Source organism: Caproiciproducens faecalis (assembly GCF_019448085.1).
Classification (GTDB): domain Bacteria; phylum Bacillota; class Clostridia; order Oscillospirales; family Acutalibacteraceae; genus Caproiciproducens; species Caproiciproducens faecalis.
Map to the genome: position 1 here is coordinate 687,878 of NZ_JAGFNZ010000001.1, position 22,753 is coordinate 710,630.

Consider the following 22,753-nt stretch of genomic DNA (forward strand, 5'->3'; position numbering starts at 1 on the left):
ATGCTCATATACCAACACGACGGCTGGGAGGCTTTTTTATATGGCAAAAGATAATTTAAAAACTTTAGCGCAAAATAAAAAAGCCTTTCATGACTATTTCGTGGAGGAAAGCATGGAGGCAGGCATTGAGCTCTGCGGAACAGAGGTAAAATCGCTCCGCAAGGCGCAGGTGAACCTGAAAGATGCGTGGTGTTCCATTGTAAAGGGCGAGCTTCTGGTTAACGGAATGCACATCAGTCCGTATGAGCACGGCAACATTTTTAATCAGGATCCGAGGAGAGTCCGCCGCCTTTTAATGCACAGACGCGAGATTATGCGTTTGTTCGGTCTGGTTAAACAGGACGGCTATTCTTTGATTCCGCTTTCCGTTTACCTGAAGGGTTCTATGGTAAAAGTGCAGGTCGGCCTTTGCAAGGGTAAAAAGCTGTATGACAAACGTGCCGATATGGCGGAAAAATCCGCAAAGAGGGACATTGACCGCGCGATCAAGGAAAGAAACCGTTAGAAAGATTTTTGTATTTTTTTCTAAAAAATGCGTGTATAATAGAACCAGGCAAGCAAGTTTATCTGTCGATAAAAATATGGGGATGTAAAGGTTTCGACGGGGATTGTGAGCCTTAGTAAGCGAGTAGCGGCGCGGAACCGCTTTAAAAGCCGCAAACTTAAAATTAAACGACAACAATACTGTTGCGTACGCAGCCTAATTAGGCTGCCGTCCTTACCGAGTACACCGCGGCTCGGATAAGGGCGTCGATTAGCGGTGAACGTGAATTGGGTGACGTCTTTATCCCAGTCATGACTTAAAGACTACTGATCCGCAGAGCCTGCCTTTGGGCGCTGCGGGGAGGGAATGTTAAATCAACGGCTACACTCGTAGAAAGCTTTGGTAAGTGATTTTCGGACACGAGTTCGACTCTCGTCATCTCCACCATGGAAATAAATAGCATTAATTCCTTAATTTGGAATTAATGCTATTTTTATGATGCTTATCTAAGTGTTTTCTTCAGTATACCACCGCCTCGATGTATAAGTTATTGATCTACTACGAAGTTCAGTAGATATTTTATTCTCTTTATTCATAGCTGAATTGGAAAATGTCGCACTGAAAATTAGAATTTCATGTGGCCTTACTGCAGCGAAAGTGCACCGGACTTGAGGGCGGTAATGAAATCAATATTTCGTAGAGCCATCGCGTATTTAACTTTCAATTTTACGAACAGGAATCCATATCTCACTCTTATAATCTGGTCTGCTCGTGTCAGGGCTTTCATTCCACAGCAGCTCAGGTCCTCCAGTCAATTCATATCCTGATGCTGGGAACCATTCAGAGTATATTTTAGCCCATGTATTCTGAATAGCATCTGGGAAAGTACCAATCACTTTAAATACCGCCCAAGTAGATGCTGCGACATGCAGGATATCATAGGCGTTTAAAATCGTTTGAGAAGTTGCTACGCCAATAAACTGATCATACTCGGAACCTTCTATGGTTCGCTCTTGGAAATTTGTGGAAACATTGAGTATGCCTTTCGGCTCAATGTCGCATAAGCCTTTAAGTTCGGCAATAATTTGAGGGGTCAGTCTCTGGATCAAAGAATCCATCTGCGGATTAATGCCTTTGAATTGCAGTGTAATTCTCTTTTTGAAACCTACAATATTAAATTCGTCCTTTTCGACAATGCGATAATTCATTTCAATTCCTCCTCTAATTGTTAATTGGAAAGTCATGGGTGGCAATATTTTAAGTCCGGTATTTTCTTTTTTGGCTTGAGATGGAGTTACTCCATGCATTACTTGAAAAGCTTTGCTAAAAGCTTCAGGTGATTCATAGCCAAGTTGTAATGCTAAATCAATGACTTTTACTGGTTCAGTTTGTAACAATATCCCTGCTACGGATAACCGTCTGCGGCGAATATATTCACCTAATGGCATTCCTGCAAGAAAAGAAAACATTCTGCGGAAATGGTATTCTGAACAACCAGCTATGCGCGAAATCTGATTTAGCTCAATATTGCACATTAAATTCAGTTCAATATATTCCATGGCTTCATTAAATTGAGCTAACACATTCATACTAAATTCCTCCTTCCGGTATTATCATACCTAAATTCATAGATAAAGTCCTGTTGTTTTTGTTGCAGATAATCACAGTTTTTAAACGTCCGAACTTTCAGCGATATTTCTGTCGGTTAATCGACTTGCTATTGAAAGCATATCTCAAAATTCGATCATAAGTTAGAATAAGAAATGTAAATAATCAGAGGATTATAAAGAGATTATTTGTCAAACAGATTTTCCTGTATATAAAATAGATTCACCCATTGCGAAAGATGGATCATTGGCGAATCTAACATTTAGCTATATGCACTTTTTATTGAGGCATAGAAGTAACACTAACATTCCATTAATGAAATAAACGTGTTCGGATTTAGCGCGGTTATCTCCACCATCGCCTTGGAACCCTCATGAATACTGGGTTTCAAGGCCTTTTTGTATTAAGACCCCCGGCTGTGCCGGGGAGTTCAAAAAAAGCTTTAGTGTTCCATATAACAGAAAAACTCCTTTTGATATAATAAAGCTGCGGTCTGCCAACTGCAACAGGAATATCAAAAGGAGCAGCGGTAAAATTAGCACAAACTGAGGATAAATCTGTCCTCGACACAGCAAAAGGACTTGGCATTAGCCCCAGCAGTCTGCGCCGTTGGATCAACGAATATGATGAATATGGAGAAAGTGCGTTTCCGGGCCATGGAAACGCACTTTTTAATTCTACATATGAGATTAAGAAGTTACAAAAGAAAAATGAAGAACTGCAAATGGAGAATGAACTATTAAAAAAACTCCAGGCCTTCTTGAAGCAAAAGAATGTGTGAGATTTCAATTTTTGAAAGAAAATCAGAAAAAGTATAATATCAAGAAGGCTTGCAGAATTTTGAAAATCTCACGTTCCGGGTATTACGAATACCTACACCGGCGCAAGAGCAAAAGATCCATTGAGAATGAGGCTCTGGCAGAAATGATTTTAGATATTTTCAAAGAGAACGAAGGCCGTTACGGTTCACGTCGTATTCAGAAAGTGTTGTTACAGCGCAACATTAGAATTAATGAAAAACGAGTCTCCCACATCATGAGCGGGCAAGGGTTAATCGCCAAAGGAGCGAAGAAGCTATATCGTTATTATCCCAACAAAACCCAATATGAAGAACGGGAAAACATTCTGAACCGAGTTTTTTCAGCTTCGCAAAAGAACCAAATTTGGGTTGGAGATATTACATATATTCCTACACGGCATGGATTTCTTTATTTAGCCGTATTTATTGACATCTTTTCACGCAAGGTAGCTGGTTGGTCAATGGATACTAAAATCAAAGACGGCTTAGTTATGGCTGCTTTTTATCAAGCTGTTGGCCGTGAACACCCGCAAGAAGGACTTATTGTACATACGGACCGTGGTTCGCAGTATACATCACAGCGCTTTCAGTCCTTACTTCTGCGATATGGCTGCAAACAGAGCTTGTTCAGGATGCTGATTATGACAATCCTGAACAAGCCCGCATGGATATTTTTAAATACATTGAAACCTACTACAATACTAAACGGATTCATTCTGCGTTGGGTTGGCTAAGTCCTATACAGTTTGAAATACAAAATTCTTAAATGCTTAACTTTCTGTCCAGTTTTTCTTGACCTTCCCAACCTGTTGTAGAATTAAAAATACAACAGGGGGCGTTTGTATGACAAAAACCAGGGGCCACTTCAACAGCCGGGGGGTAATTTCGTTTTGAGCTGTTTTGCAACAGTCTCTTACATTACAAACCAATCTTTGAACATGCGTTATTCGGGAAGGTGAAAACGAAAAGGCAAAAACTCAGTATTCATGCGGGTTTGCGGCGAAGTGGCTCTCGGCCAAACCCTCTCTCAAACCTGAAAAAACCGGCTGAATGACGAATTGCATATCATTTTAGGACGTTCCTGCTTATGGAACGTCCTTTTTTATTGTAGCTTCAGCGCATAAAACCACCAGCTCTGCTGGTGGAATGAAACGCTTATAGCGATTTTCGTTTTTTCGGAGCGAAGCGGAGAAACTGACAATTCCATTTACTGTCGTAGAACCATAAGGCTTACGAATATTGCCCGTTCACGGGCCGTAGGGCGTGTAATGCGATTGACAGTATTTCGGTGCGTCTTGAGACGCGTGCCAGTACTATGCCCTTTCAGGGCTTGTGCATACCACGCGTTCAACGCGTGGTTTTGATTTCAGCGGGAGGTGAAAAATCACATGACCAATGTAATTGCCGTTGCCAACCAAAAGGGCGGCGTCGGCAAGACCACGACTTGTGCCAATCTCGGCATCGGGCTGGCGCAGGAAGGGAAAAAAGTGCTTTTGGTGGACAGCGATCCGCAAGGTTCCCTGACCATCAGTTTGGGCAATTCCCAGCCCGATCAACTGTCCGTGACGCTGGCGACGGTGATGGGCAAGGTGTTGAACGAAGAACCCATCGACCCCGGCGAGGGACTTCTTCATCATGATGAAGGCGTAAACCTGATGCCCGCCAACATCGAACTGTCCGGTATGGAGGTTTCGCTTGTTAACGCCATGAACCGCGAAAAGGTTCTGAAGCAGTATCTGGACGGAGTGAAGCACCAATACGACTATGTGCTGCTGGACTGTATGCCCTCGCTGGGGATGCTGACCGTCAACGCGCTGGCCGCAGCCGACAGCGTGCTCATTCCCGTTCAGGCGCAGTATCTTCCGGCAAAGGGCCTTGAACAGCTTTTACAGACGATCAACAAGGTTCGGCGGCAGATCAATCCGAAGCTCAAAATCGACGGTATTCTGCTGACGATGGTGGACAGCCGTACCAACTATGCCAAAGAAAGCAGCGTCCTGCTGCGTGATACCTACGGCTCAAAGCTGAAAGTATTTGACGTGGAGATTCCCCATTCCGTCCGCGCCGCCGAAATCAGCGCGGAGGGCAGGAGCATTTTTGCCCACGACCCGAAGGGCAAGGTTGCCGAGGCGTACCGTGAGCTGACGAAGGAGGTGCTTAAAATTGAAAAGCAGCGCCAAAAACATAAGTCTGAACAGCTACGATGATATTTTTTCCACGGAGGAAACCCGCGAGGACGCCAAGCGGGAAAAGGTCACGGATATGCCGCTTTCGGAGCTGCACCCGTTCCCCGACCATCCGTTTCAGGTGCGGGACGATGATTCCATGAAAGAAACCGTGGAAAGTATCAAGGAATACGGCGTATTGGTTCCCGCCATTGTCCGTCCCCGTGCGGACGGCGGCTATGAGCTTATTTCCGGCCACCGGCGTAAACACGCCTGCGAACTGGCGGGGCTTCCCACCATGCCGGTGATCGTCCGCGATTTGGACGATGACGCCGCGACCATTATCATGGTTGACAGCAACATCCAGCGTGAAAATATCCTGCCGAGCGAACGGGCCAAGGCGTACAAAATGAAGCTGGACGCCATTCGGCGTCAGGCCGGGCGACCGTCCAAAGAAAATTCCCGACAACTTGTCGGGAATTTAGAAAGTGCTGCGATTGTAGGAAAAGAAGCTGGTAAAAGCGGCAGACAGGTGCAGCGTTTTATCCGGTTGAACGAGCTGACGCCGCAGCTTCAGCAGATGGTGGACGATAAAAAAATCGCTATGACCCCCGCTGTGGAGCTGTCGTACCTGAAACCGGAGGAACAGACGCTTTTGCTCGACACTATCGAAAGCGAACAGGCCACCCCCTCGCTTTCGCAGGCCCAACGGCTGAAAAATTTCAGTCAGGAGGGTCATCTGAACGAGGACAGTATGCTGGCAATCATGTCGGAGGAAAAGAAACCGGAAAAAAACGACCTGACCATTAAGGCGGATAAACTCCAGAAGTATTTTCCAAAATCGTATACCCCGCAGCAGATGGAACAGATCATTATCCGGCTGCTGGACGGATGGCAGAAAAAGCGGCAGCGGGATCAGGAAAGGTAATAACCGTCGTTTCAGGCGTTCCGAAAGGAGCGCCTTTTTTTATGTCTTGATTAAGGAGGAAACCGCATGACAACTGAACAAGTCAACGAAAGTAAAGGTAAAAAGGAGGATAAAAAGCGAAAACGCAAGTGGCCGTACATTCTTGCGATTCTTCTGCTGTTGCTGCTTCTCCTGCTGCTTTTACTGCGGAGCTGCGGAAATCAGCACCCCTGCCCAAACCCGCCGCCGTCCAGCTCCGTTCCCTCATCGTCCGCTCCGTCGCTGGACGATACCGAGAGTGCGAAACCGGGAAGCAGCAGCACCCCGTCACGGCAGGAAATTCTGTCCCGGCTTCAAAAGCAGGAAGTTACCGTTACCGACAAAGTGAGCGCGCAGGCTTCCTTTTCCAGCGGTGCGAAAGGCAGCACCGGTACATGGGAAGTGGAGAATCCCTCCTCCAACACCGTCATTATGCAGTGTGAAATCGTGTTGAACGGCGAAACCGTGGCGAAATCCGCGCCGATCTATCCGGGGCAGCACATCGACGGGCTTACCCTGTCCCGTCAGGTTTCATCCGGGAATTACAGCGTGATGGCGACGATTCGGTATTACAACAAGGATACCAAGGCTTACCTCGGAATGGCCGACTACAAAATCCGTCTTTCCGTTTCGTAATCAACCGCTTTTGCGGTTGAAATAAAAGTATGGAGGTTTTCAAATGAAAACCAGATTCAAAAGAGTTCTCGCGGGCATCGTCACCTTTGCCGTGCTCGGCGTGACGGCGGCAGTCCCGGCGTTCGCCGCCGACAAGACCGACACCGGTACGGGCAGCGTCACGGGCAACGTGACGATCAACGGCTCCATCTCGCCGCTGACCATTTCCGTCACCCACCCGATCAACGTGGCCTACGCCATCAGCCCGGACGCCGAAACTTTTACCGCGCCGGACATCACCGTGACCAACAACACCAAAGTTGCGGTGATCGCCACGGTGGAATCCCTGAAAGCCGCTTCGGGTGGAACGCTTACCTTCACCGACGTTGACCCGTCCGCAAAAGCGTGGCGCTCGCTCAACCTTGCGGATTCCAAAAAATACATCGCGCTCGGCATTTCTGCAAAGGCCAATTCCGGCTGGAACAGTGGGTATAGCACTTCCACCCATTGGGCGGTGAACGATTCGCCGTTACAGGTTGGGACGCTGAATCCGAGCACTTCCGGCGCGTTGTTCCTGACAGCAGATTACGGCCTCGCCTTCGACGGGGCGTACACGGCCAACCATCAGCTTGTTTTTCAGTTCCAGCTCGCATAAAGGCACAAGTGGGAATCGGCCGGGATTTTCCCGGCCGACCTTCCACGCCGAAAGGGGGATTTTTATTTGAAACAATCATTCAGGCGGCTTTTTCTCGCGCCTCTGCTTGCCGCCGGGATTCTGCTGTCCGGTGCTTCACCCGCATTTGCGGCCTCCGCCGCATCGGTTCTGACACTGACCGCGACGCCGAACCCGTCCGGGAACTTTGTGGCGCTGAACTGGACAAACAGCGACAAAAGCCAGCCGTACAGCTACATGCTCTATTCCAAGTCTGCGCATGAATCGACTTTTCAGAGCATCCCTGCCAAAGACAGTGCGAAGGTTTTGAACATCTATCCCGTTGTCGATCCGACCGTTTCCTTTACGACATGGCAGGGCAAAAGCTACACCCTGCCGAAATCGGCGTCTCTCAAAATGTGGATGGAAACGCCGAACGAATACGATTCCAAGGGATACGGCAAGGGCCTCATTTCCGTGGACGCCGTGTCGATTTCCGATTTCAACGCGAACCCGGACGCTTATCTGAAAAACGCAGACGGCAGTTACAAATACGACGTGCTGTATTTCGGAGCATGGGACGCTTTCGCCAGTCAGGATTTGTCCGCCGTAGCGGAAACCAAGACCGACGCTTTTATCAAAACCGGGCGCGGCGTTCTGTTCGGGCATGACACGATGGTGGACAACGATACGATCTCCATGCCGAACTTTTTCAAACTCGCGCACTACTGCGATATTCAGACTATCCCGCATTATACCGTGCTCGGAAGTTCGCAAATCAAGGTTTCCAAGAAGGGTCTGCTCACTAACTATCCGTGGACAATCGGGGACGTGGGCACGGTTCTGAATGTTCCGATGTCCCATTCCAATCAGCTTGCTTTCGGGGATGTCTGGATGACGTATCAGCAACCCTACACTTACCCCAACAGCGCGGAGGCAACCGGTTCCGGCGGGCAGGGCACCAACACCTTTTATCTCACCAGTTGGTCGAACTGCGCCATGATTCAGACCGGCCATTCAAACGGAGAGGCCACGCCGGACGAACAGCGCGTTACGGCCAATACTCTGTTTTACCTCGCTCAGATCACGACCGACACAAGCTGGAACGACCACAAGGGGCAGGATTTGGACGCGCCGGACGAACCGGCGATTTCCGGCGTCACGCACAATTCCGACCGGACACAGTATACCGTCAATTATTCCTCGCAGGACAACGCGACGGGTTATCAATATTATGTGGAGGCTACCGGACAGAACGACGGCGCGAAGTACGATTCTCCGGTTATTTCAACATCCCTAAAAGCCGGAATGAAGGGATATTCCATCGTGGTGGACGATAAGTCCGATACCGTCCCGGACGGGAGTATTACGACTACATTAAACAGCTATACTTTCTCCCGCCCGTCCGGCAGCAGCTTTTACATCCATATCGCCGCCGTGGATAATGCCGGAAACATCTCGGCTGTCGCGCACTACCATACGGACGAACTGGTATCCGTGACCCATCCGGTCAGCATCAGTTACGCGATTGATCCGAACAGCAACACGCCGTTTACCGCACCGGACATTCCGATTATCAACAATTCCACATTTCCCGTCCAAGTTTCCGTCACGGGCCTGAAAGCGACCTCCGGCATCGGTGACGCCGCCCCCACGTCCTATTCCGACTGGAACAGCCTGACGGTGGCGCAGACCGGAAGCGAAATCGCGCTCGGCGTGGGAATCAACAAAACAACCGGTTCAGGCTGGACGGCGGTTGACCGGACAACGCCCGTTTACACAGGCGACCTTACGTCGGAAGTTCCGTTGGGGACGCTCGGCGCGAACGGAGCGTCAGGAAATCTTGCGCTTACCGCTAAATTTGGTCTGGCATGGGCAAAGGCAACGAACGTGTCCCATGAGCTGACGCTGAATTTTACGATTGCGGACTGAATCGTCCGTATAGAAGGGAGTGATACAAAATGGCGGTTTTTCGTGTGGAACGGACGCGGGATTACACGGTCATGAGCAACCATCATCTGAAAAACAGGGCCTTGTCCCTAAAAGCGAAAGGGCTGCTGTCCGTGATGCTCTCCCTTCCGGGCGATTGGGATTACACCACGCGGGGCCTTGCATCCATCTGCCGTGAGGGAGTGGACGCCATCGGAAAGGCGCTCAAGGAGCTGGAGAACGCGGGCTATATGGAGCGCCGTCAGCTTCGCGGCAAAGACGGACGCATCACGGACACCGAATACACCATCTACGAGCAGCCGCACAAGCCGCCGGGTACGCCTTTCCCGGATACGGATTCACCAGATACGGAAAAGCCGTATCTGGATAACCCGGATATGGGAAAACCGGATACGGAAAATCCCGCGCAATTAAATACTAAGGGAACTAATCTCCCTAAAAAATCAAATACGTATGGAGCAAGTACGTATCAATCCAATCCGGCAGACCGAAAGCCGGAAGCCGACGCCCCGGCTGATGCGATGGATGCGGCGGATGCCTACCGCGAAATCATCAAGGAGAATATTTCCTACGACGTCCTGCGTCAGCGGTGCGACCCGGAGCATCTGGATGAAATCGTGGGCATCCTGCTCGACACCGTGTGCAGCCGGAAAAAGGAAATCCGGATCGCCGGTGAGGACATGCCCGCTGAAAAGGTGAAAAGCAGGCTTTTGAAGCTCGACGACAGCCACATCGAATATGTGCTGGAGTGTCTCGACAAAAACACCACCGACGTCCGCAACATCCGAAGCTACATTCTGACCGCGCTGTATCAGGCTCCGACCACAATCAGCAACTATTACTCGGCGCTGGTCAATCACGACATGTACGGAAGCGGCCCGCCCGGACGGTAAACGCCCTGCGCGGGCTGTTTTTATGACCGACAAAAATCAGAAAGGAGTAATTGTTTCATGAAACGCCCCCTCGCATACATCACCGCCCCGTGGGGCGCGGATGAAATGGAAAACACCGAGGACGCGGCAGGGTATTGCCGCAAGGTCTACGACGCGGGCTTTTCGCCTATCTGCCCGGTCCTGTTTCTGCCGCTTTTCCTCAACGACGCCATTCCGCAGGAACACAAGGACGGCATCGACATTGCCTGCAACTTTCTGCGCCGTGCTCATGTGCTGGTGGTCTGCGGCAGAAACGTGGACGAAACCGTAAAAAACGATATCGCCACGGCGGAACGGCTGCATATCACGGCCACCACACTGGACGGCATCCTTACCGTCAAGGGACAGGGCCGGGAAAAGGAGCAGAGGTAACGTGCCGGACTATCAGAAAATGTACCACTCGCTGTTCAACGACGTGACCGACGCCATTTCAAAGCTCCAGCAGGCGCAGCAGAAAACCGAGGAAATGTACATGGACAGCAAGGAAACCGTCCTCACCCCGTTCTTGAAAAAGAGCGAGGAACAGAAAAATGACGGCAAACCGACCCCGGCAAAGAAAAAACCGCCCTCCCACGACGAACGGTAACGGAAGACGGTTTTCTCATGACAGGAGGTGTTTTGTTTGCAGGAAGAAATCGAAAACCGCTCCGTGACGCTCATCATCAGCGGCGCGAAGCTCTCGGGCCGGGTACTCAAAGAGGCCATAACCAAATATCTGGCTCACCGCAGGGATAAGAAGTACGCGAAAGCCCGCGCCGGTCCCGTGATCCCACACGGCAGGCAGACGGTAAAGCAGCTTGTCGGGCAGAACGCAGGCGTGTCCAACATTGAGATCACCGATAGCAACATCCGTTCCTTTGACCGCGTGGCGCGGAAATACGGCGTGGACTACGCCGTCAAAAAGGACCGCAGCGTGTCGCCGCCAAAATATCTCGTCTTTTTCAAGGCGCGGGACGCGGACGCGCTCACCGCAGCTTTTACCGAGTTCACGGCCAAAACGGTGAACCGGGCGAAAAGGCCCTCCGTCCTCTCGCGGCTCCGTCAGTTCAAGGATCTGGTCAAGGCGAATACCGTTGACCGGGTGAGACATAAGGAACAGGAGCGGGCGCGATGAGTGAAAAAACAAAAAAGCTGCTTCTGATGAATCTGCCCTACCTGTTCGTCGCATTGTTTGCCACCAAGTTCGGGCAGGCGTGGCGGCTGGCCGCAGACACGGACGCTTCGGGAAAGCTCCTGCATCTGATGAACGGCCTCACCGCAGCGTTTTCCTCTCCGCTGCCGAGCTTTTATCTGGCCGACCTCGGCGTGGGCGTATTTCTCGCCGCCGCCCTCCGGCTGGCGATCCACGTCAAAGGCCGGAACGCCAAGAAATTCCGCAAAAACGTGGAATACGGGAGCGCCTGCTGGGGCAAGGCCGAGGATATCAGGCCGTACATCGATCCTGTTTTTGAAAACAACGTCATTCTCACGCAGACGGAACGGCTTACTATGAACAGCCGTCCGAAGGACCCCAAGACGTCCCGGAACAAAAACGTGCTGGTCGTCGGCGGCTCCGGTTCCGGCAAAACGAGGTTTTTCATCAAGCCGAACCTGATGCAGTGCGATTCCAAGGACTATCCGACAAGCTTCGTTGTTACGGACCCGAAAGGCAGCATCATCGTTGAATGCGGAAATCTCCTGCGGCGCAGGGGCTACCGCATCAAAATCCTCAACACCATCAACTTCAAAAAGTCGATGCGTTACAATCCCTTCGCGTACATTCACTCAGAAAAAGACATTTTAAAGCTGGTCACGGCGCTGATTGCCAACACCAAAGGAAACGGCAAATCCGGAGATGACTTCTGGGAGAAGGCAGAGACTCTCTTTTATACGGCGCTCATCGGCTACATCCACTACGAGGCCCCGGTCGAAGAACAGAATTTTGCCACGCTGATCGAATTCATCAACGCCTCAGAAGTTCGGGAAGATGATGAGGAATTCAAAAATCCCGTGGATCTCATGTTCGAGGCGCTGGAAAAGGAAAATCCGAATCACTTCGCCGTCCGGCAATATAAGAAATATAAGTTGGCGGCGGGCAAAACAGCGAAATCGATCCTGATTTCCTGCGGCGCAAGAATGGCGCCGTTCGACATTCAGGAGCTTCGGGACCTGACGGCCTACGACGAGTTGGAGCTGGACACGCTGGGCGACCGCAAGACCGCCCTGTTCATCATCATCTCGGATACCGACGATACTTTTAATTTTTTAGTTTCGATGGCCTATACGCAGCTTTTCAATCTGCTGTGTGAAAAGGCAGACGACGTGTACGGCGGGCGCTTGCCCGTTCACGTCCGGTGCCTGCTTGATGAATTTGCCAACATTGGGCAGATCCCCAAATTTGAAAAGCTGATTGCCACCATCCGCAGCCGTGAGATTTCGGCCTGCCTTGTTTTGCAGGCGCAGAGCCAGCTCAAGGCCCTGTACAAAGACAACGCCGACACGATCATCGGCAACTGCGACAGCGCCATCTTCCTCGGCGGTAAGGAACGCACGACGTTGAAAGAACTGACGGAATCGCTTGGGAAAGAGACGATCGACACCTACAATACCGGAGAAAATCGGGGGCGCGAGGTTTCCCACAGCCTCAATTATCAAAAATTGGGGAAGGATTTAGCTTCGGTCGATGAGCTGTCCGTCCTCGACGGCGGCAAGTGCATCCTTCAACTTCGCGGCGTCCGGCCCTTCCTTTCGGACAAGTACGACATCACAAAGCATCCGAACTACAAATACCTGTCCGATTACGATCCCCACAATGCTTTCCATATTGAGAAGTTTCTGTCCACCAAATTGAAACCGAAACCGGACGATGTGTTCAACACGTATTCCGTTGACCTCTCCGGGGACCCGAAAGCCGCAGAATAGCGGCTTTTTTCATATATACAACTTAAAAAACGGAGGTAGTATTATGAGTTTCTTTCATTCCGCAATCGGCGTTCTCCAGACCCTCGTGATTGCCCTCGGCGCGGGCCTTGCCATTTGGGGCGCAATCAACCTTCTGGAAGGTTACGGTAACGACAATCCGGGAGCGAAATCGCAAGGCATTAAACAGCTTATGGCGGGCGGCGGCGTTGCCCTGATCGGCATTACGCTGGTTCCGCTGCTCTCCAACCTGTTCGGCTGATGCCGACGCCAAAACACTCCGCGCCCCCATTCACGGGGGCGCGGGAAAGGAGTTGATGCCGTTTGGATTTCATCAAGCAGCAGATTACCGAATGGCTGAAAGAAATACTGGTCGGCGGCATCATGAACAACCTGTCGGGCATGTTCGACAACGTAAACAGTCAGGTCGGGCAGATTGCCTCTCAGGTCGGAACGACGCCGCAGGCGTGGAACACCGGCATTTACAACATGATTCGGACCCTGTCCGAAAACGTCATGATGCCTATCGCGGGCCTGATTCTCGCGTTCGTCATGACGTTGGAGCTGATTCAGATTATCACCGACAAAAACAATTTTCACGATATTGAAAGCGCCGTTTTCTTTAAGTGGATTTTCAAAACGGCCTGCGCCATCCTCATCGTGACCAACACATGGAACATCGTCATGGGCATATTCGACGTGGCGCAGAGCGTGGTCAACAGCGCGGCGGGAATCATCGTTTCCGACACGTCCATCGACATCAGCTCCGTCACGGCGAACCTTCAGACGCGGCTCATGGCCATGGACCTCGGCCCCCTGTTCGGGCTGTGGTTCCAGAGCATTTTCGTGGGCTTTACCATGTGGGCGCTCACGATCTGCATTTTCATCATCGTGTACGGGAGGATGATCGAGATCTATTTAGCCACTTCCATCGCGCCGATCCCGATGGCGACGATGCTGAACCGGGAATCGGGCGGCATGGGGCAGAACTATCTGCGCTCCCTGTTCGCGCTGGGATTTCAGGGCTTTCTCATCATAGTCTGCGTAGCGATTTATGCCGTTCTGGTAAAAAGCATCAGCGTGAGCACGGATATCAGCAAGGCAATCTGGACTTGTATGGGCTACACGGTGCTGCTGTGCTTTACGCTTTTTAAGACCGGAAGCCTTGCAAAATCCATCTTCAACGCGCATTGACGGAGGTGATATTTCAATGCAGGACAAATTACAGGAACTTCTTGACCGACTGGACGCCAATCTTGAGGATTTTCGGAAAACGTGGGAATCCAGCGATAAGGCAAAGCTGATCGACGGTTCCCGCGAGATCACCGCGATTAAGGACGCCCATTATTATCTGACCGAAAGCCACGGCTTTGAACCGGAGGAAATCGACTATCTTCTCCTATTTGAAAACCCTTTACAGGTGGTCGCGGACAAATGGCTGGAACGCACGGAGGATCTGAGCGATTTCAGCTTTGCGCTCGACGAGGTGTTTGACAAGCGGGACGCGCTCCGGGATTACGAACGGAAAGAAAAGCCGTCCGTGCTGGAACAGCTCCGAAAAGCACCCGGTCCTACGCCTGAACCGCGTGAAAAATCCGCGCCAGCGAAGGAGGCGCGATAAATGGCTTATGTTCCCGTACCCAAAGACCTGACCGCCGTGAAAACGAAGGTCCTGTTCAATTTAACAAAACGGCAGCTTATCTGTTTCGGCGGAGGCGCGCTCATCGGCGTACCGCTTTTCTTTTTGCTCAAAGGGCCTGCGGGCCTGAGTGCCGGAGGCGCTTCCCTCTGCATGGTACTCGTCATGCTGCCGTTTTTCCTGACGGCAGTCTATGAGAAAAACGGCCTGCCGATGGAAAAAATTGTCCGCAACATCGCCCGGGTGCTGCTTCTCCGCCCAAAGCAGCGACCGTATCAGACCAACAATTTTTACGCCGTGCTCGCGCGGCAAAGCAAACTCGACAAGGAGGTGCGTCGGATTGTCAGTAAAAAAGCAAAAACCGGCCGCAGGACGGTCGTTGTCCCGCGCCGAGAGGCGTCAGATCGAAGCCGCCGTCGCAAAGGCGCGGCAAACCGATAAGAAAAAGCAGTCGGCGCAGGACAGCATCCCGTTTCAGCGGATGTTCCCGGACGGAATCTGCCGCGTGACCGACAGTTATTACACGAAAACCGTTCAGTTTCAGGACATCAACTATCAGCTCAACCAGAACGAGGACAAAACCGCCATTTTCGAGGGCTGGTGCGATTTTCTCAACTATTTCGACAGCTCCATCAAATTCCAGCTCTCGTTCCTGAATCTTTCCGCAACACGGGACAGCTTTGCGAAAAGCGTCACCATCCCGCCGCAGGGCGACGATTTCGACAGTCTGCGCTCGGAGTACACGGAAATGCTCCGGAATCAGCTTGCCAAAGGCAACAACGGCCTCATCAAAACCAAGTACCTGACCTTCGGCATCGAAGCGGACAGCCTGAAAGCGGCCAAACCCCGGCTGGAACGTATCGAGATCGACATTCTGAACAACTTCAAGCATCTCGGTGTGACAGCCGCTTCCCTGAACGGCGCGGACCGCCTGCGGCTGCTGCACGACATTTTCCGCATGGACGCACCGGAGCCGTTCCGCTTTTCGTGGGACTGGCTGGCCCCCTCCGGCCTCTCCGTCAAGGATTTCATCGCTCCCAGCTCGTTTGAGTTCAAAAGCGGGAATCAGTTTGGCATGGGGCGTCAGGTAGGCGCGGTGTCGTTCCTGCAAATCCTCGCACCGGAGCTGAACGACCGGATGCTGGCCGATTTCCTCGACATGGAATCCAGCCTCATCGTCACCATGCACATCCAGTCCATCGACCAGGTGAGCGCCATCAAGACGGTGAAGCGGAAAATCACGGACCTCGATTCCATGAAGATTCAGGAGCAGAAAAAGGCTATCCGTTCCGGGTACGACATGGACATCATCCCCTCCGACCTCGCCACCTACGGCGAGGAAGCGAAAAAGCTCTTGCAGGATTTACAGAGCCGCAACGAGCGCATGTTCCTCGTGACCTTCCTCGTTCTCAACGTGGCCGAGAACCGGCAGCGGCTCGACAACAACGTGTTTCAGGCAAGTTCCCTCGCGCAGAAATACAATTGCGCGCTGACCCGTCTTGACTTCCGGCAGGAGGAAGGGCTGATGAGCAGCCTGCCGCTCGGTTTGAATCAGGTGGAAATCCAGCGGGGCCTGACCACGTCGAGCACCGCTATTTTTATTCCCTTCACCACGCAGGAACTGTTCCAGACCGGGCGCGAGGCGCTGTACTGCGGACTGAACGCGCTTTCCAACAACCTCATCATGGTTGATCGGAAGCTGCTGAAAAACCCGAACGGCCTGATCCTCGGCACACCGGGCGCGGGCAAATCCTTCGCCGCCAAGCGGGAAATCGTCAACGTGTTCCTCGTCACGAACGACGACATTATCGTCTGCGACCCGGAGGCTGAATACGGCCCGCTGATCGAACGCCTGCATGGGCAGATCATCAAAATATCGCCCGCGTCCACCGATTATATCAACCCGATGGACATCAACCTCAACTATTCCGAGGAAGAAAACCCGTTATCTTTGAAATCGGACTTCATCCTGTCGCTCTGCGAACTGATCGTCGGCGGCAAAGAGGGCTTGCAGCCGGTGGAAAAAACCATCATCGACCGCTGCGTGAGGCTGGTGTACCGGAATTACCTCAGTGACCCGCGCCCGGAGAATATGCCGATTTTGGAGGATTTGTACAACGAACTGCGGCGGCAGGACGAAAAAGAAGCGCAGTACGTCGCCACGGCGCTGGAAATCTACGTCACCGGCTCCCTTAACGTGTTCAACCACCGCACGACCGTCAACGTAAAAAACCGCGTCGTCAGCTACGACATCCGGGAGCTTGGAAAGCAGCTTAAAAAAATCGGGATGCTCATCGTGCAGGATCAGGTCTGGAACCGCGTCACCGTCAACCGGGCCGTTGGAAAATCCACGCGCTACTATATCGACGAATTCCATCTGCTCTTAAAAGAGGAACAGACCGCCGCCTATTCCGTGGAAATCTGGAAGCGGTTCCGTAAGTGGGGCGGAATTCCGACCGGCATCACGCAGAACATAAAGGACCTGCTTTCCTCACGGGAAATTGAGAACATCTTTGAAAACTCGGATTACATTTACATGCTCAATCAGGCGTCCGGCGACCGGCAGATTCTCGCCAAGCAGCTCGGCATTTCGCCCCATCAGCTTTCCTACGTTACCCATTCCGGCGAGGGCGAAGGGCTGCTGTTCTACGGGAACGTCATTCTGCCGTTTATCGACCATTTCCCGAAGGACACGGAGCTGTACCGTATCATGACCACCAAGCCGCAGGAAGTGGCAGCAACATGAGTGCTCCTATTCAGCGGGATCGGAGGTGATACGGAATGGAAAAACGAGCGCCCCGCCTGCAATTCAAGCAAGAAGAACGGACTGATCCCACGCTAGAAAAGCCCATCTGGAAAGTAGACAGGGCTACGGCGAAAGCTAATCAGGCGCAGGCAGACATTCCGAAAAAGAAAGTCCTTCGCAAGCAGCGCACCTTTGATAAACCCACTGGTAAAACAAAGGTGCGCTTATATTTTGAGGAAGCGGACAAAAAAAAACCGTCCAAGCTCACCCACGCCGTCCGGGATGCGCCCGGAAACGCCGCTCTGATGCAGTTCCACCGGGAAATCCGGCAGTCCGAGAATGAAAATGTCGGAGTGGAGGCCGCGCACAAAAACGAGGAAGCCGCTGAAACGGGCGGGCGTCTGATGCGCAGCGCCCACCGTTCCCACAAGCTGAAACCCTACCGAAAATCGGCCAAAGCGGAAAAACGGCTTGACCGCGCCAACCTCGGTTATTTGCAGAAAAAGGCCGCGCGGGACAATCCGCAGCCCTCCGGCATTCCTTTGGCCCACTGGCGACAGAAGCGGGCTGTCAAAAAACAGTACGCCGCCGCGAAACGGACCGGGCAGTTCGCTGGATCTGCCGGGAAAGCCGCCGGAAACACCGCAAAGGCGGCAAAGGCGGCGGCGCGGGAAAGCAAACGGGCGGCGGCTTTTTTCGCGCGGCACCCGAACGGTTTTCTGATCGCCGCAGGTGTTTTTCTGGTACTGGTTCTGCTTTTTAATGTCCTGTCCTCCAGCTCGGTTCTACTGGAAGGGGCGCTGTCCGGCGTCGCCGCGTCCACCTATCCTTCCACGGACGACGCCATGCTCGGCGCGGAAGCCGCTTATGCCCAAAAGGAAGCGGACCTTCAGAACGAAATCGACCATTATCAGGAGCAGCACCCCGGCTATGACGAATATCATTACAGCCTCGATAAAATCGGGCATGACCCGTATGTGCTGGTTTCCATCCTGACCGCGTGGCACGGCGGCGAATGGACGCTGGATGAAGTCCGGGACACGCTTTCCGCGCTGTTTGCAAAAGAATGTCAACTGACGCAGAACGTAGAGACGGAAACCCGAACCCGCACGGAAACGGATACGGTGACGGACCCGGACGGCACGACCCATACCGAAACCTGGCAGGTCCCCTATACTTACACCGTCTGCAACGTGAAGCTGCACAACGAGGATTTGTCCCATCTACCCATCTCCATCATGAACGAGGATCAGGTCGGCGTGTACTCGATGTACATGTCCACTCTCGGCAACCGGCCCGACCTGTTCCCCTCGTCAACCTATCCGAACGCATCCACCCTCAAGACGCCGACGGAGTACGACATTCCCCCGGAGGAGATGACGGACGCTCGGTTTGCCGCCATGATGACGGAGGCGCAGAAATACATCGGCTACCCCTACGTCTGGGGAGGCAGCAGCCCGAAAACCTCGTTCGACTGTTCCGGCTATGTGTCGTGGGTGATCAATCACAGCGGATGGAGCGTGGGGCGGCTCTCAGCGCAGGACCTCTGCGACATCTGCACGCCGGTTTCTCCTGCCGATGCCAAACCCGGCGACCTGGTATTTTTCACCGGGACCTACGACACTCCCGGCGTGTCCCACGTGGGTATCTACGTCGGAAACGGTATGATGCTCGCGGCGGGGGACCCCATCGGCTACTCGAATATCGAAACAAGTTATTGGCAGAGCCATTTTTACACGTTTGGGCGTTTACCGAACCCATAAACAGATTGGAGGAATCAACCGTGAATTTGAAATTCAAAAAAATCGACGCCGAGTATGAAAAGAACGCAACAAAAATCTCCGCGCTGCAAACCCGGCAGAAGGAACTGGAGAAGCAGCGCCGGGAGATGGAAAATCTCGATATTGTCGGCCTTGTGCGGGGCATGGGCATGACAGCGGAGGAACTCTCCGCGCTCATGAAAGCATCCCGCGAAAATCGGCCCGTATCCGATCAGAATAAGCAGGAGGAAAATCATGAAGAAATCTAAAATCCGCATACTGGTTTGCCTGATGGCCGCCGTGTCCTGCACGGCGGCCTTTTCCGTCAACGCCCTCGCAGCGACTCCGACGACGAGCAGCACCGGTTCCGCGCAGAGCGGCACGGCATCGTCGGAGGCGTCCATGAAGCCTCTGACGCCGGACGGGGCCGGAACCGTGATCGACAATGTGACAAACGAGGACGGAAAGGAGTTTTTCACGATCACCACGCCGAGCAAGCACGTCTTTTACCTGATTATCGACCGTCAGAAAGATGCCGAAAACGTCTATTTTCTTGACGCCGTGACGGACAAGGACCTGCTTGCGCTGGCAAAGAGCGACAACGAGGACGTTTCCGGTTCTTCTTTGTCCAATACTGTTTCCACCCCGGAGGCATCCTCCGCGCCGACCGTATCGACGCCCACGGTTTCGTCCAACTCTCAGCCGGGAAAACAGAACAGCAGCGCCGGGATAGCGGCGGTCGCCGTGCTTGCGGCCGTTCTCGCCGGTGCGGCGATTTGGTTCTTCAAATTCCGCAAGCCGGGTAAAAAGGACAAAAACAAGCCCGACCCGGATGATTACGATTACGCCGAGGACGGGGATGAGGAATCCGAGCCGGATGATGAACCGGAAGCTCCTGACGAGGAAGCAACGCAAAAAGACGGTTCCGAATCATCCGACGGTGAAACGGAGCGTGAGAACGAATGACTTTTTTCACCGACAGCCCTTTCGAGCGGATGATGGTGCAAAAGCCCCGGTACAGGCGGGAGGAACGGCCTCCCGCCCCGCCGAAAGGCCGTCCTGACCGTTCCCGTGACTGTTACCGCGATCTTATCATCACGCCGAAACGAAAGGGGAATGAAAATGCGGCTTGTAATCAGTGAAAAGCCCTCGGTTGCTCAAAGTATCGCCGCTGTGATCGGCGCGAAACAGCGCGGCGACGGGTATCTGGAGGGTAATGGCTACCTCGTTTCATGGTGCCTCGGCCACCTCGCGGAGTTGGCCAGCGCCGACGCCTACGATGAAAGATACGCCAAATGGCGGCGCGAGGATTTACCCATTCTGCCGGAAAACTGGCGGTTTACCGTAAGCGGTGATAAACAAAAACAGTTCGGTATTCTCCGTACCCTAATGCGCCGCGACGATGTGGATGAAGTCATTAACGCCTGCGACGCCGGACGCGAGGGTGAGCTGATTTTCCACACCGTATACGACATGGCAGGCTGCTCCAAACCGATGAAACGGCTCTGGATTTCATCCATGGAGGATGAGGCCATCCGGCAGGGCTTTACCAATCTGAAACCGGGCCGCGATTACGACGGTCTGCATCAGTCCGCGCTCTGCCGCTCCAAAGCCGATTGGCTGGTAGGTATCAACGCAACGCGCCTGTTCAGTGTCCTTTACCACCGAACCCTGAACGTCGGGCGCGTCATGTCCCCGACGCTGGCGCTCATCGTGCAGCGGGAAGCGGAAATTTCCGCGTTCCAACCGGAGCCGTTCTACACGGTCAGCCTCGACTGCGGTGCCTTTGCCGCAACCGGCGACAAGCTGAAAGCGAAGCCGGAGGCCGAGGCTATTGCCGCTGCCTGCAAAGGCAAAACGGCTATCGTCAGGGCCGTGGAGCGGAAAGAAAAAGCCGAAAAAGCTCCCGCGCTTTACGACCTGACCACTCTCCAGCGCGACGCCAACCGACTGCTTGGCTACACGGCCCAGCAGACGCTCGACTATTTGCAATCGCTGTATGAAAAGAAGCTCTGCACATATCCCCGCACCGACAGCCGGTTCCTGACAAACGATATGGAAGGGACCGTCCCGGTGCTTGCTACCGCTGCCACCGGTATTTGCGGCACGGATGTTCCTGAAAACCTCAACGCCGGTCAGGTCTGCGACAGTACGAAGGTCAGCGACCATCACGCTGTTGTTCCCACCTCCGTCGCGGGCAAAGCGGATGTTTCCGCGCTGCCCGCCGGGGAGCGTGAAATTCTGCGGCTTGTTTCGCGGCAGCTTCTCTGCGCGGTCGGCAGTGCGCACCAATACGCCGAAACCGCCGTCACGCTGGACTGCGGCGGGTACAGCTTTACCGCCAAGGGCAAAACGATCCTCGTTCCGGGCTGGAAAGCCTATTTGCAGGAACAGGCCGACAAACCCCTTCCGGAACTGGCAGAGGGACAGGACATCCCTGTTTCCTCTGTTTCCGTCAAGGAGGGAAAAACCTCGCCGCCCAAGCATTACACGGAGGACACCCTGCTTTCCGCGATGGAGACGGCAGGCGCGAAGGATATGCCGAAGGATGCGGAGCGCAAGGGCCTCGGCACCCCCGCCACCCGCGCGGCCATTCTGGAAAAGCTCGTCGCCACCGGCTTTGTGGAACGGAAAAAGACCAAGAAAACGGTCAACCTCATCCCGTCGCAAATTGGCGTGTCGCTTGTCACCGTCCTGCCGGAACAGCTTCAATCCCCGCTGCTGACCGCCGAATGGGAGAACCGGCTCAAGCAGGTGGAGCGCGGCAAACTGGAACCGGACGCTTTTATGAACGGGATTTCATCCATGCTCCGGGAGCTGATACAAACCTATACGCCGGTCAGGGGCGCGGAGGTACTGTTCCCCTCCGGGCGTGAGAGCGTTGGCAAATGTCCCCGCTGCGGCGGCAGCGTGACCGAAAGCAAGAAAGGCTTTTTCTGTGAAAACGACGGTTGTCGGTTTGGGCTATGGAAGGACAACCGGTTTTTCGCCGCCAAGAAAAAGACGCTGACAAAAGCTGTCGCCGCCGCGCTCCTGAAGGACGGGCGCGTGAGGCTCACCGGCTGCTATTCAGAAAAGACCGGAAAAACCTACGACGCCACGGTGATTTTGGAGGATACCGGGGAGCGCGTCAATTTCAGGCTGGATTTTGATACGGGGACAAAAAAGCGCGGCGGATCATGAAACTTACCAAATATGAGCGGGAGACGATCATCTGCTATAACGAGGAAGAAGCGACGGCCAGCGTTTACACGCACAATAAAAAACTCATCCAAAAGCTCAAACGGCTCTCGGAAAAATACCCCGACAAGGTGAAACCGGAGCGCCCGGAGCATCGCGGGGCCGTCAGCTATCTTGTCCCCAAACGCTGTGTTTCCGTCCGGGAACCGTACAGCGACAAGAGGCGCGAAGCCGACAGTTTGCGGGCCAAAACAGCGAAAATACGCCCTCCCGACAGGGGCATACGCTCCGAAAATGAATAATGAGCGCGCTCCCGCATAGGTTTATCCCGGCCTGTGCGGGGGCGCGCTTTTTTCAATTCTATAAGCTGTGAAAGGAG

General features: G+C 53.0%; 23 protein-coding genes, 1 other RNA gene and 1 pseudogene. 24 read left to right on the forward strand and 1 reads right to left on the reverse strand.

Translation table 11 applies throughout. The features are described 5' to 3' along the window. The first annotated feature begins 40 nt into the window (after positions 1-40). Both smpB and ssrA read left to right on the forward strand, forming a co-directional pair. Entirely contained in the window at positions 41-505 is a 465-nt protein-coding gene (gene smpB, locus J5W02_RS03270) for an SsrA-binding protein SmpB (protein ID WP_219964207.1), read from the forward strand. A 78-nt stretch (positions 506-583) separates the two neighbouring features. Then, positions 584-931: a transfer-messenger RNA gene (gene ssrA, locus J5W02_RS03275) on the forward strand. Between the two features lie 266 nt (positions 932-1,197). Here the strand turns inward: ssrA and J5W02_RS03280 are convergent. Next, positions 1,198-2,073, reverse strand: coding sequence for an AraC family transcriptional regulator (locus J5W02_RS03280; RefSeq protein WP_219964208.1), 876 nt, complete (start codon positions 2,071-2,073; stop codon positions 1,198-1,200). 512 nt (positions 2,074-2,585) lie between these two features. Here J5W02_RS03280 and J5W02_RS14860 point away from each other — a divergent pair. From J5W02_RS14860 to J5W02_RS03390, 22 genes and pseudogenes are all read left to right on the forward strand, one after another. Then, positions 2,586-3,657 (forward strand): annotated as a pseudogene (locus J5W02_RS14860) (IS3 family transposase). Between the two features lie 622 nt (positions 3,658-4,279). Next, positions 4,280-5,098, forward strand: a complete 819-nt coding sequence (locus tag J5W02_RS03290) for a ParA family protein (protein WP_219964209.1) — start codon at positions 4,280-4,282, stop codon at positions 5,096-5,098. Further along, positions 5,055-5,984, forward strand: a complete 930-nt coding sequence (locus J5W02_RS03295; protein WP_219964210.1) for a ParB/RepB/Spo0J family partition protein — start codon at positions 5,055-5,057, stop codon at positions 5,982-5,984. The genes J5W02_RS03290 and J5W02_RS03295 overlap by 44 nt, the downstream gene beginning before the upstream one ends. 66 nt (positions 5,985-6,050) lie before the next feature. Further along, entirely contained in the window at positions 6,051-6,638 is a 588-nt protein-coding gene (locus J5W02_RS03300; protein WP_219964211.1) for a hypothetical protein, read from the forward strand. A 43-nt stretch (positions 6,639-6,681) separates the two neighbouring features. Then, positions 6,682-7,272 (forward strand): hypothetical protein, encoded by a 591-nt coding sequence (locus tag J5W02_RS03305; RefSeq protein ID WP_219964212.1) that lies wholly within the window; start codon positions 6,682-6,684, stop codon positions 7,270-7,272. A gap of 66 nt (positions 7,273-7,338) precedes the next feature. Next, positions 7,339-9,201, forward strand: coding sequence for a DUF5057 domain-containing protein (locus tag J5W02_RS03310; RefSeq protein ID WP_219964213.1), 1,863 nt, complete (start codon positions 7,339-7,341; stop codon positions 9,199-9,201). A gap of 29 nt (positions 9,202-9,230) precedes the next feature. Next, the gene (locus tag J5W02_RS03315; protein WP_219964214.1) at positions 9,231-10,112 is read left to right on the forward strand and encodes a DUF6017 domain-containing protein; all 882 of its coding nucleotides are present in this window, start codon (positions 9,231-9,233) and stop codon (positions 10,110-10,112) included. Positions 10,113-10,169: 57 nt separating this feature from the next. Then, on the forward strand, positions 10,170-10,523 hold the full coding sequence (locus J5W02_RS03320; protein ID WP_219964215.1) for a DUF7768 domain-containing protein: 354 nt from the start codon (positions 10,170-10,172) through the stop codon (positions 10,521-10,523). Position 10,524: 1 nt separating this feature from the next. Further along, entirely contained in the window at positions 10,525-10,737 is a 213-nt protein-coding gene (locus tag J5W02_RS03325) for a hypothetical protein (RefSeq protein WP_219964216.1), read from the forward strand. A gap of 36 nt (positions 10,738-10,773) precedes the next feature. After that, the gene (locus tag J5W02_RS03330; protein WP_219964443.1) at positions 10,774-11,265 is read left to right on the forward strand and encodes a PcfB family protein; all 492 of its coding nucleotides are present in this window, start codon (positions 10,774-10,776) and stop codon (positions 11,263-11,265) included. Then, positions 11,262-13,052 carry a VirD4-like conjugal transfer protein, CD1115 family gene (locus J5W02_RS03335; protein ID WP_219964217.1) on the forward strand — a complete coding sequence of 597 codons (1,791 nt, stop codon included), beginning with the start codon at positions 11,262-11,264 and terminating at the stop codon, positions 13,050-13,052. Before J5W02_RS03330 ends, J5W02_RS03335 begins: the two co-directional genes overlap by 4 nt. Before the next feature lie 43 nt (positions 13,053-13,095). Beyond that, complete coding sequence (locus J5W02_RS03340) at positions 13,096-13,311, forward strand: Maff2 family mobile element protein (RefSeq protein ID WP_013485766.1); 216 nt, start codon at positions 13,096-13,098, stop codon at positions 13,309-13,311. A 122-nt stretch (positions 13,312-13,433) separates the two neighbouring features. After that, positions 13,434-14,243, forward strand: a complete 810-nt coding sequence (locus tag J5W02_RS03345) for a VirB6/TrbL-like conjugal transfer protein, CD1112 family (RefSeq protein WP_407928353.1) — start codon at positions 13,434-13,436, stop codon at positions 14,241-14,243. A gap of 16 nt (positions 14,244-14,259) precedes the next feature. Next, complete coding sequence (locus J5W02_RS03350; protein ID WP_219964219.1) at positions 14,260-14,670, forward strand: DUF3848 domain-containing protein; 411 nt, start codon at positions 14,260-14,262, stop codon at positions 14,668-14,670. Next, positions 14,671-15,129, forward strand: a complete 459-nt coding sequence (locus J5W02_RS03355) for a PrgI family protein (RefSeq protein ID WP_219964220.1) — start codon at positions 14,671-14,673, stop codon at positions 15,127-15,129. After that, entirely contained in the window at positions 15,029-17,434 is a 2,406-nt protein-coding gene (locus tag J5W02_RS03360) for a VirB4-like conjugal transfer ATPase, CD1110 family (protein ID WP_219964221.1), read from the forward strand. The genes J5W02_RS03355 and J5W02_RS03360 overlap by 101 nt, the downstream gene beginning before the upstream one ends. Positions 17,435-17,469: 35 nt before the next feature. Next, on the forward strand, positions 17,470-19,197 hold the full coding sequence (locus tag J5W02_RS03365; RefSeq protein WP_219964222.1) for a C40 family peptidase: 1,728 nt from the start codon (positions 17,470-17,472) through the stop codon (positions 19,195-19,197). Positions 19,198-19,217: 20 nt separating this feature from the next. Further along, a complete protein-coding gene (locus tag J5W02_RS03370) occupies positions 19,218-19,463 on the forward strand; it encodes a DUF4315 family protein (protein ID WP_219964223.1) in 246 nt (81 codons plus the stop codon). Continuing rightward, positions 19,450-20,160, forward strand: coding sequence for a DUF4366 domain-containing protein (locus J5W02_RS03375; protein WP_219964224.1), 711 nt, complete (start codon positions 19,450-19,452; stop codon positions 20,158-20,160). Before J5W02_RS03370 ends, J5W02_RS03375 begins: the two co-directional genes overlap by 14 nt. Beyond that, positions 20,157-20,336, forward strand: coding sequence for a hypothetical protein (locus J5W02_RS03380; protein ID WP_219964225.1), 180 nt, complete (start codon positions 20,157-20,159; stop codon positions 20,334-20,336). Before J5W02_RS03375 ends, J5W02_RS03380 begins: the two co-directional genes overlap by 4 nt. Next, on the forward strand, positions 20,317-22,377 hold the full coding sequence (locus J5W02_RS03385) for a DNA topoisomerase 3 (RefSeq protein ID WP_219964226.1): 2,061 nt from the start codon (positions 20,317-20,319) through the stop codon (positions 22,375-22,377). Before J5W02_RS03380 ends, J5W02_RS03385 begins: the two co-directional genes overlap by 20 nt. Continuing rightward, entirely contained in the window at positions 22,374-22,676 is a 303-nt protein-coding gene (locus tag J5W02_RS03390) for an immunoglobulin (RefSeq protein ID WP_219964227.1), read from the forward strand. The genes J5W02_RS03385 and J5W02_RS03390 overlap by 4 nt, the downstream gene beginning before the upstream one ends. Positions 22,677-22,753 lie beyond the last annotated feature (77 nt).

What these genes read in the sequence shown, in the direction of transcription:
- J5W02_RS03320 (WP_219964215.1), top strand. Translation starts at nt 10,170, where the DNA reads ATGAAACGCCCCCTCGCATACATCACCGCCCCGTGGGGCGCGGATGAA.
- J5W02_RS03350 (WP_219964219.1), top strand. Translation starts at nt 14,260, where the DNA reads ATGCAGGACAAATTACAGGAACTTCTTGACCGACTGGACGCCAATCTT.
- J5W02_RS03335 (WP_219964217.1), top strand. Translation starts at nt 11,262, where the DNA reads ATGAGTGAAAAAACAAAAAAGCTGCTTCTGATGAATCTGCCCTACCTG.
- smpB (WP_219964207.1), top strand. Translation starts at nt 41, where the DNA reads ATGGCAAAAGATAATTTAAAAACTTTAGCGCAAAATAAAAAAGCCTTT.
- J5W02_RS03390 (WP_219964227.1), top strand. Translation starts at nt 22,374, where the DNA reads ATGAAACTTACCAAATATGAGCGGGAGACGATCATCTGCTATAACGAG.
- J5W02_RS03355 (WP_219964220.1), top strand. Translation starts at nt 14,671, where the DNA reads ATGGCTTATGTTCCCGTACCCAAAGACCTGACCGCCGTGAAAACGAAG.
- J5W02_RS03345 (WP_407928353.1), top strand. Translation starts at nt 13,434, where the DNA reads ATGAACAACCTGTCGGGCATGTTCGACAACGTAAACAGTCAGGTCGGG.
- J5W02_RS03305 (WP_219964212.1), top strand. Translation starts at nt 6,682, where the DNA reads ATGAAAACCAGATTCAAAAGAGTTCTCGCGGGCATCGTCACCTTTGCC.
- J5W02_RS03290 (WP_219964209.1), top strand. Translation starts at nt 4,280, where the DNA reads ATGACCAATGTAATTGCCGTTGCCAACCAAAAGGGCGGCGTCGGCAAG.
- J5W02_RS03385 (WP_219964226.1), top strand. Translation starts at nt 20,317, where the DNA reads ATGCGGCTTGTAATCAGTGAAAAGCCCTCGGTTGCTCAAAGTATCGCC.
- J5W02_RS03300 (WP_219964211.1), top strand. Translation starts at nt 6,051, where the DNA reads ATGACAACTGAACAAGTCAACGAAAGTAAAGGTAAAAAGGAGGATAAA.
- J5W02_RS03375 (WP_219964224.1), top strand. Translation starts at nt 19,450, where the DNA reads ATGAAGAAATCTAAAATCCGCATACTGGTTTGCCTGATGGCCGCCGTG.
- J5W02_RS03315 (WP_219964214.1), top strand. Translation starts at nt 9,231, where the DNA reads ATGGCGGTTTTTCGTGTGGAACGGACGCGGGATTACACGGTCATGAGC.
- J5W02_RS03340 (WP_013485766.1), top strand. Translation starts at nt 13,096, where the DNA reads ATGAGTTTCTTTCATTCCGCAATCGGCGTTCTCCAGACCCTCGTGATT.
- J5W02_RS03380 (WP_219964225.1), top strand. Translation starts at nt 20,157, where the DNA reads ATGACTTTTTTCACCGACAGCCCTTTCGAGCGGATGATGGTGCAAAAG.
- J5W02_RS03365 (WP_219964222.1), top strand. Translation starts at nt 17,470, where the DNA reads ATGGAAAAACGAGCGCCCCGCCTGCAATTCAAGCAAGAAGAACGGACT.
- J5W02_RS03280 (WP_219964208.1), bottom strand. Translation starts at nt 2,073, where the DNA reads ATGAATGTGTTAGCTCAATTTAATGAAGCCATGGAATATATTGAACTG.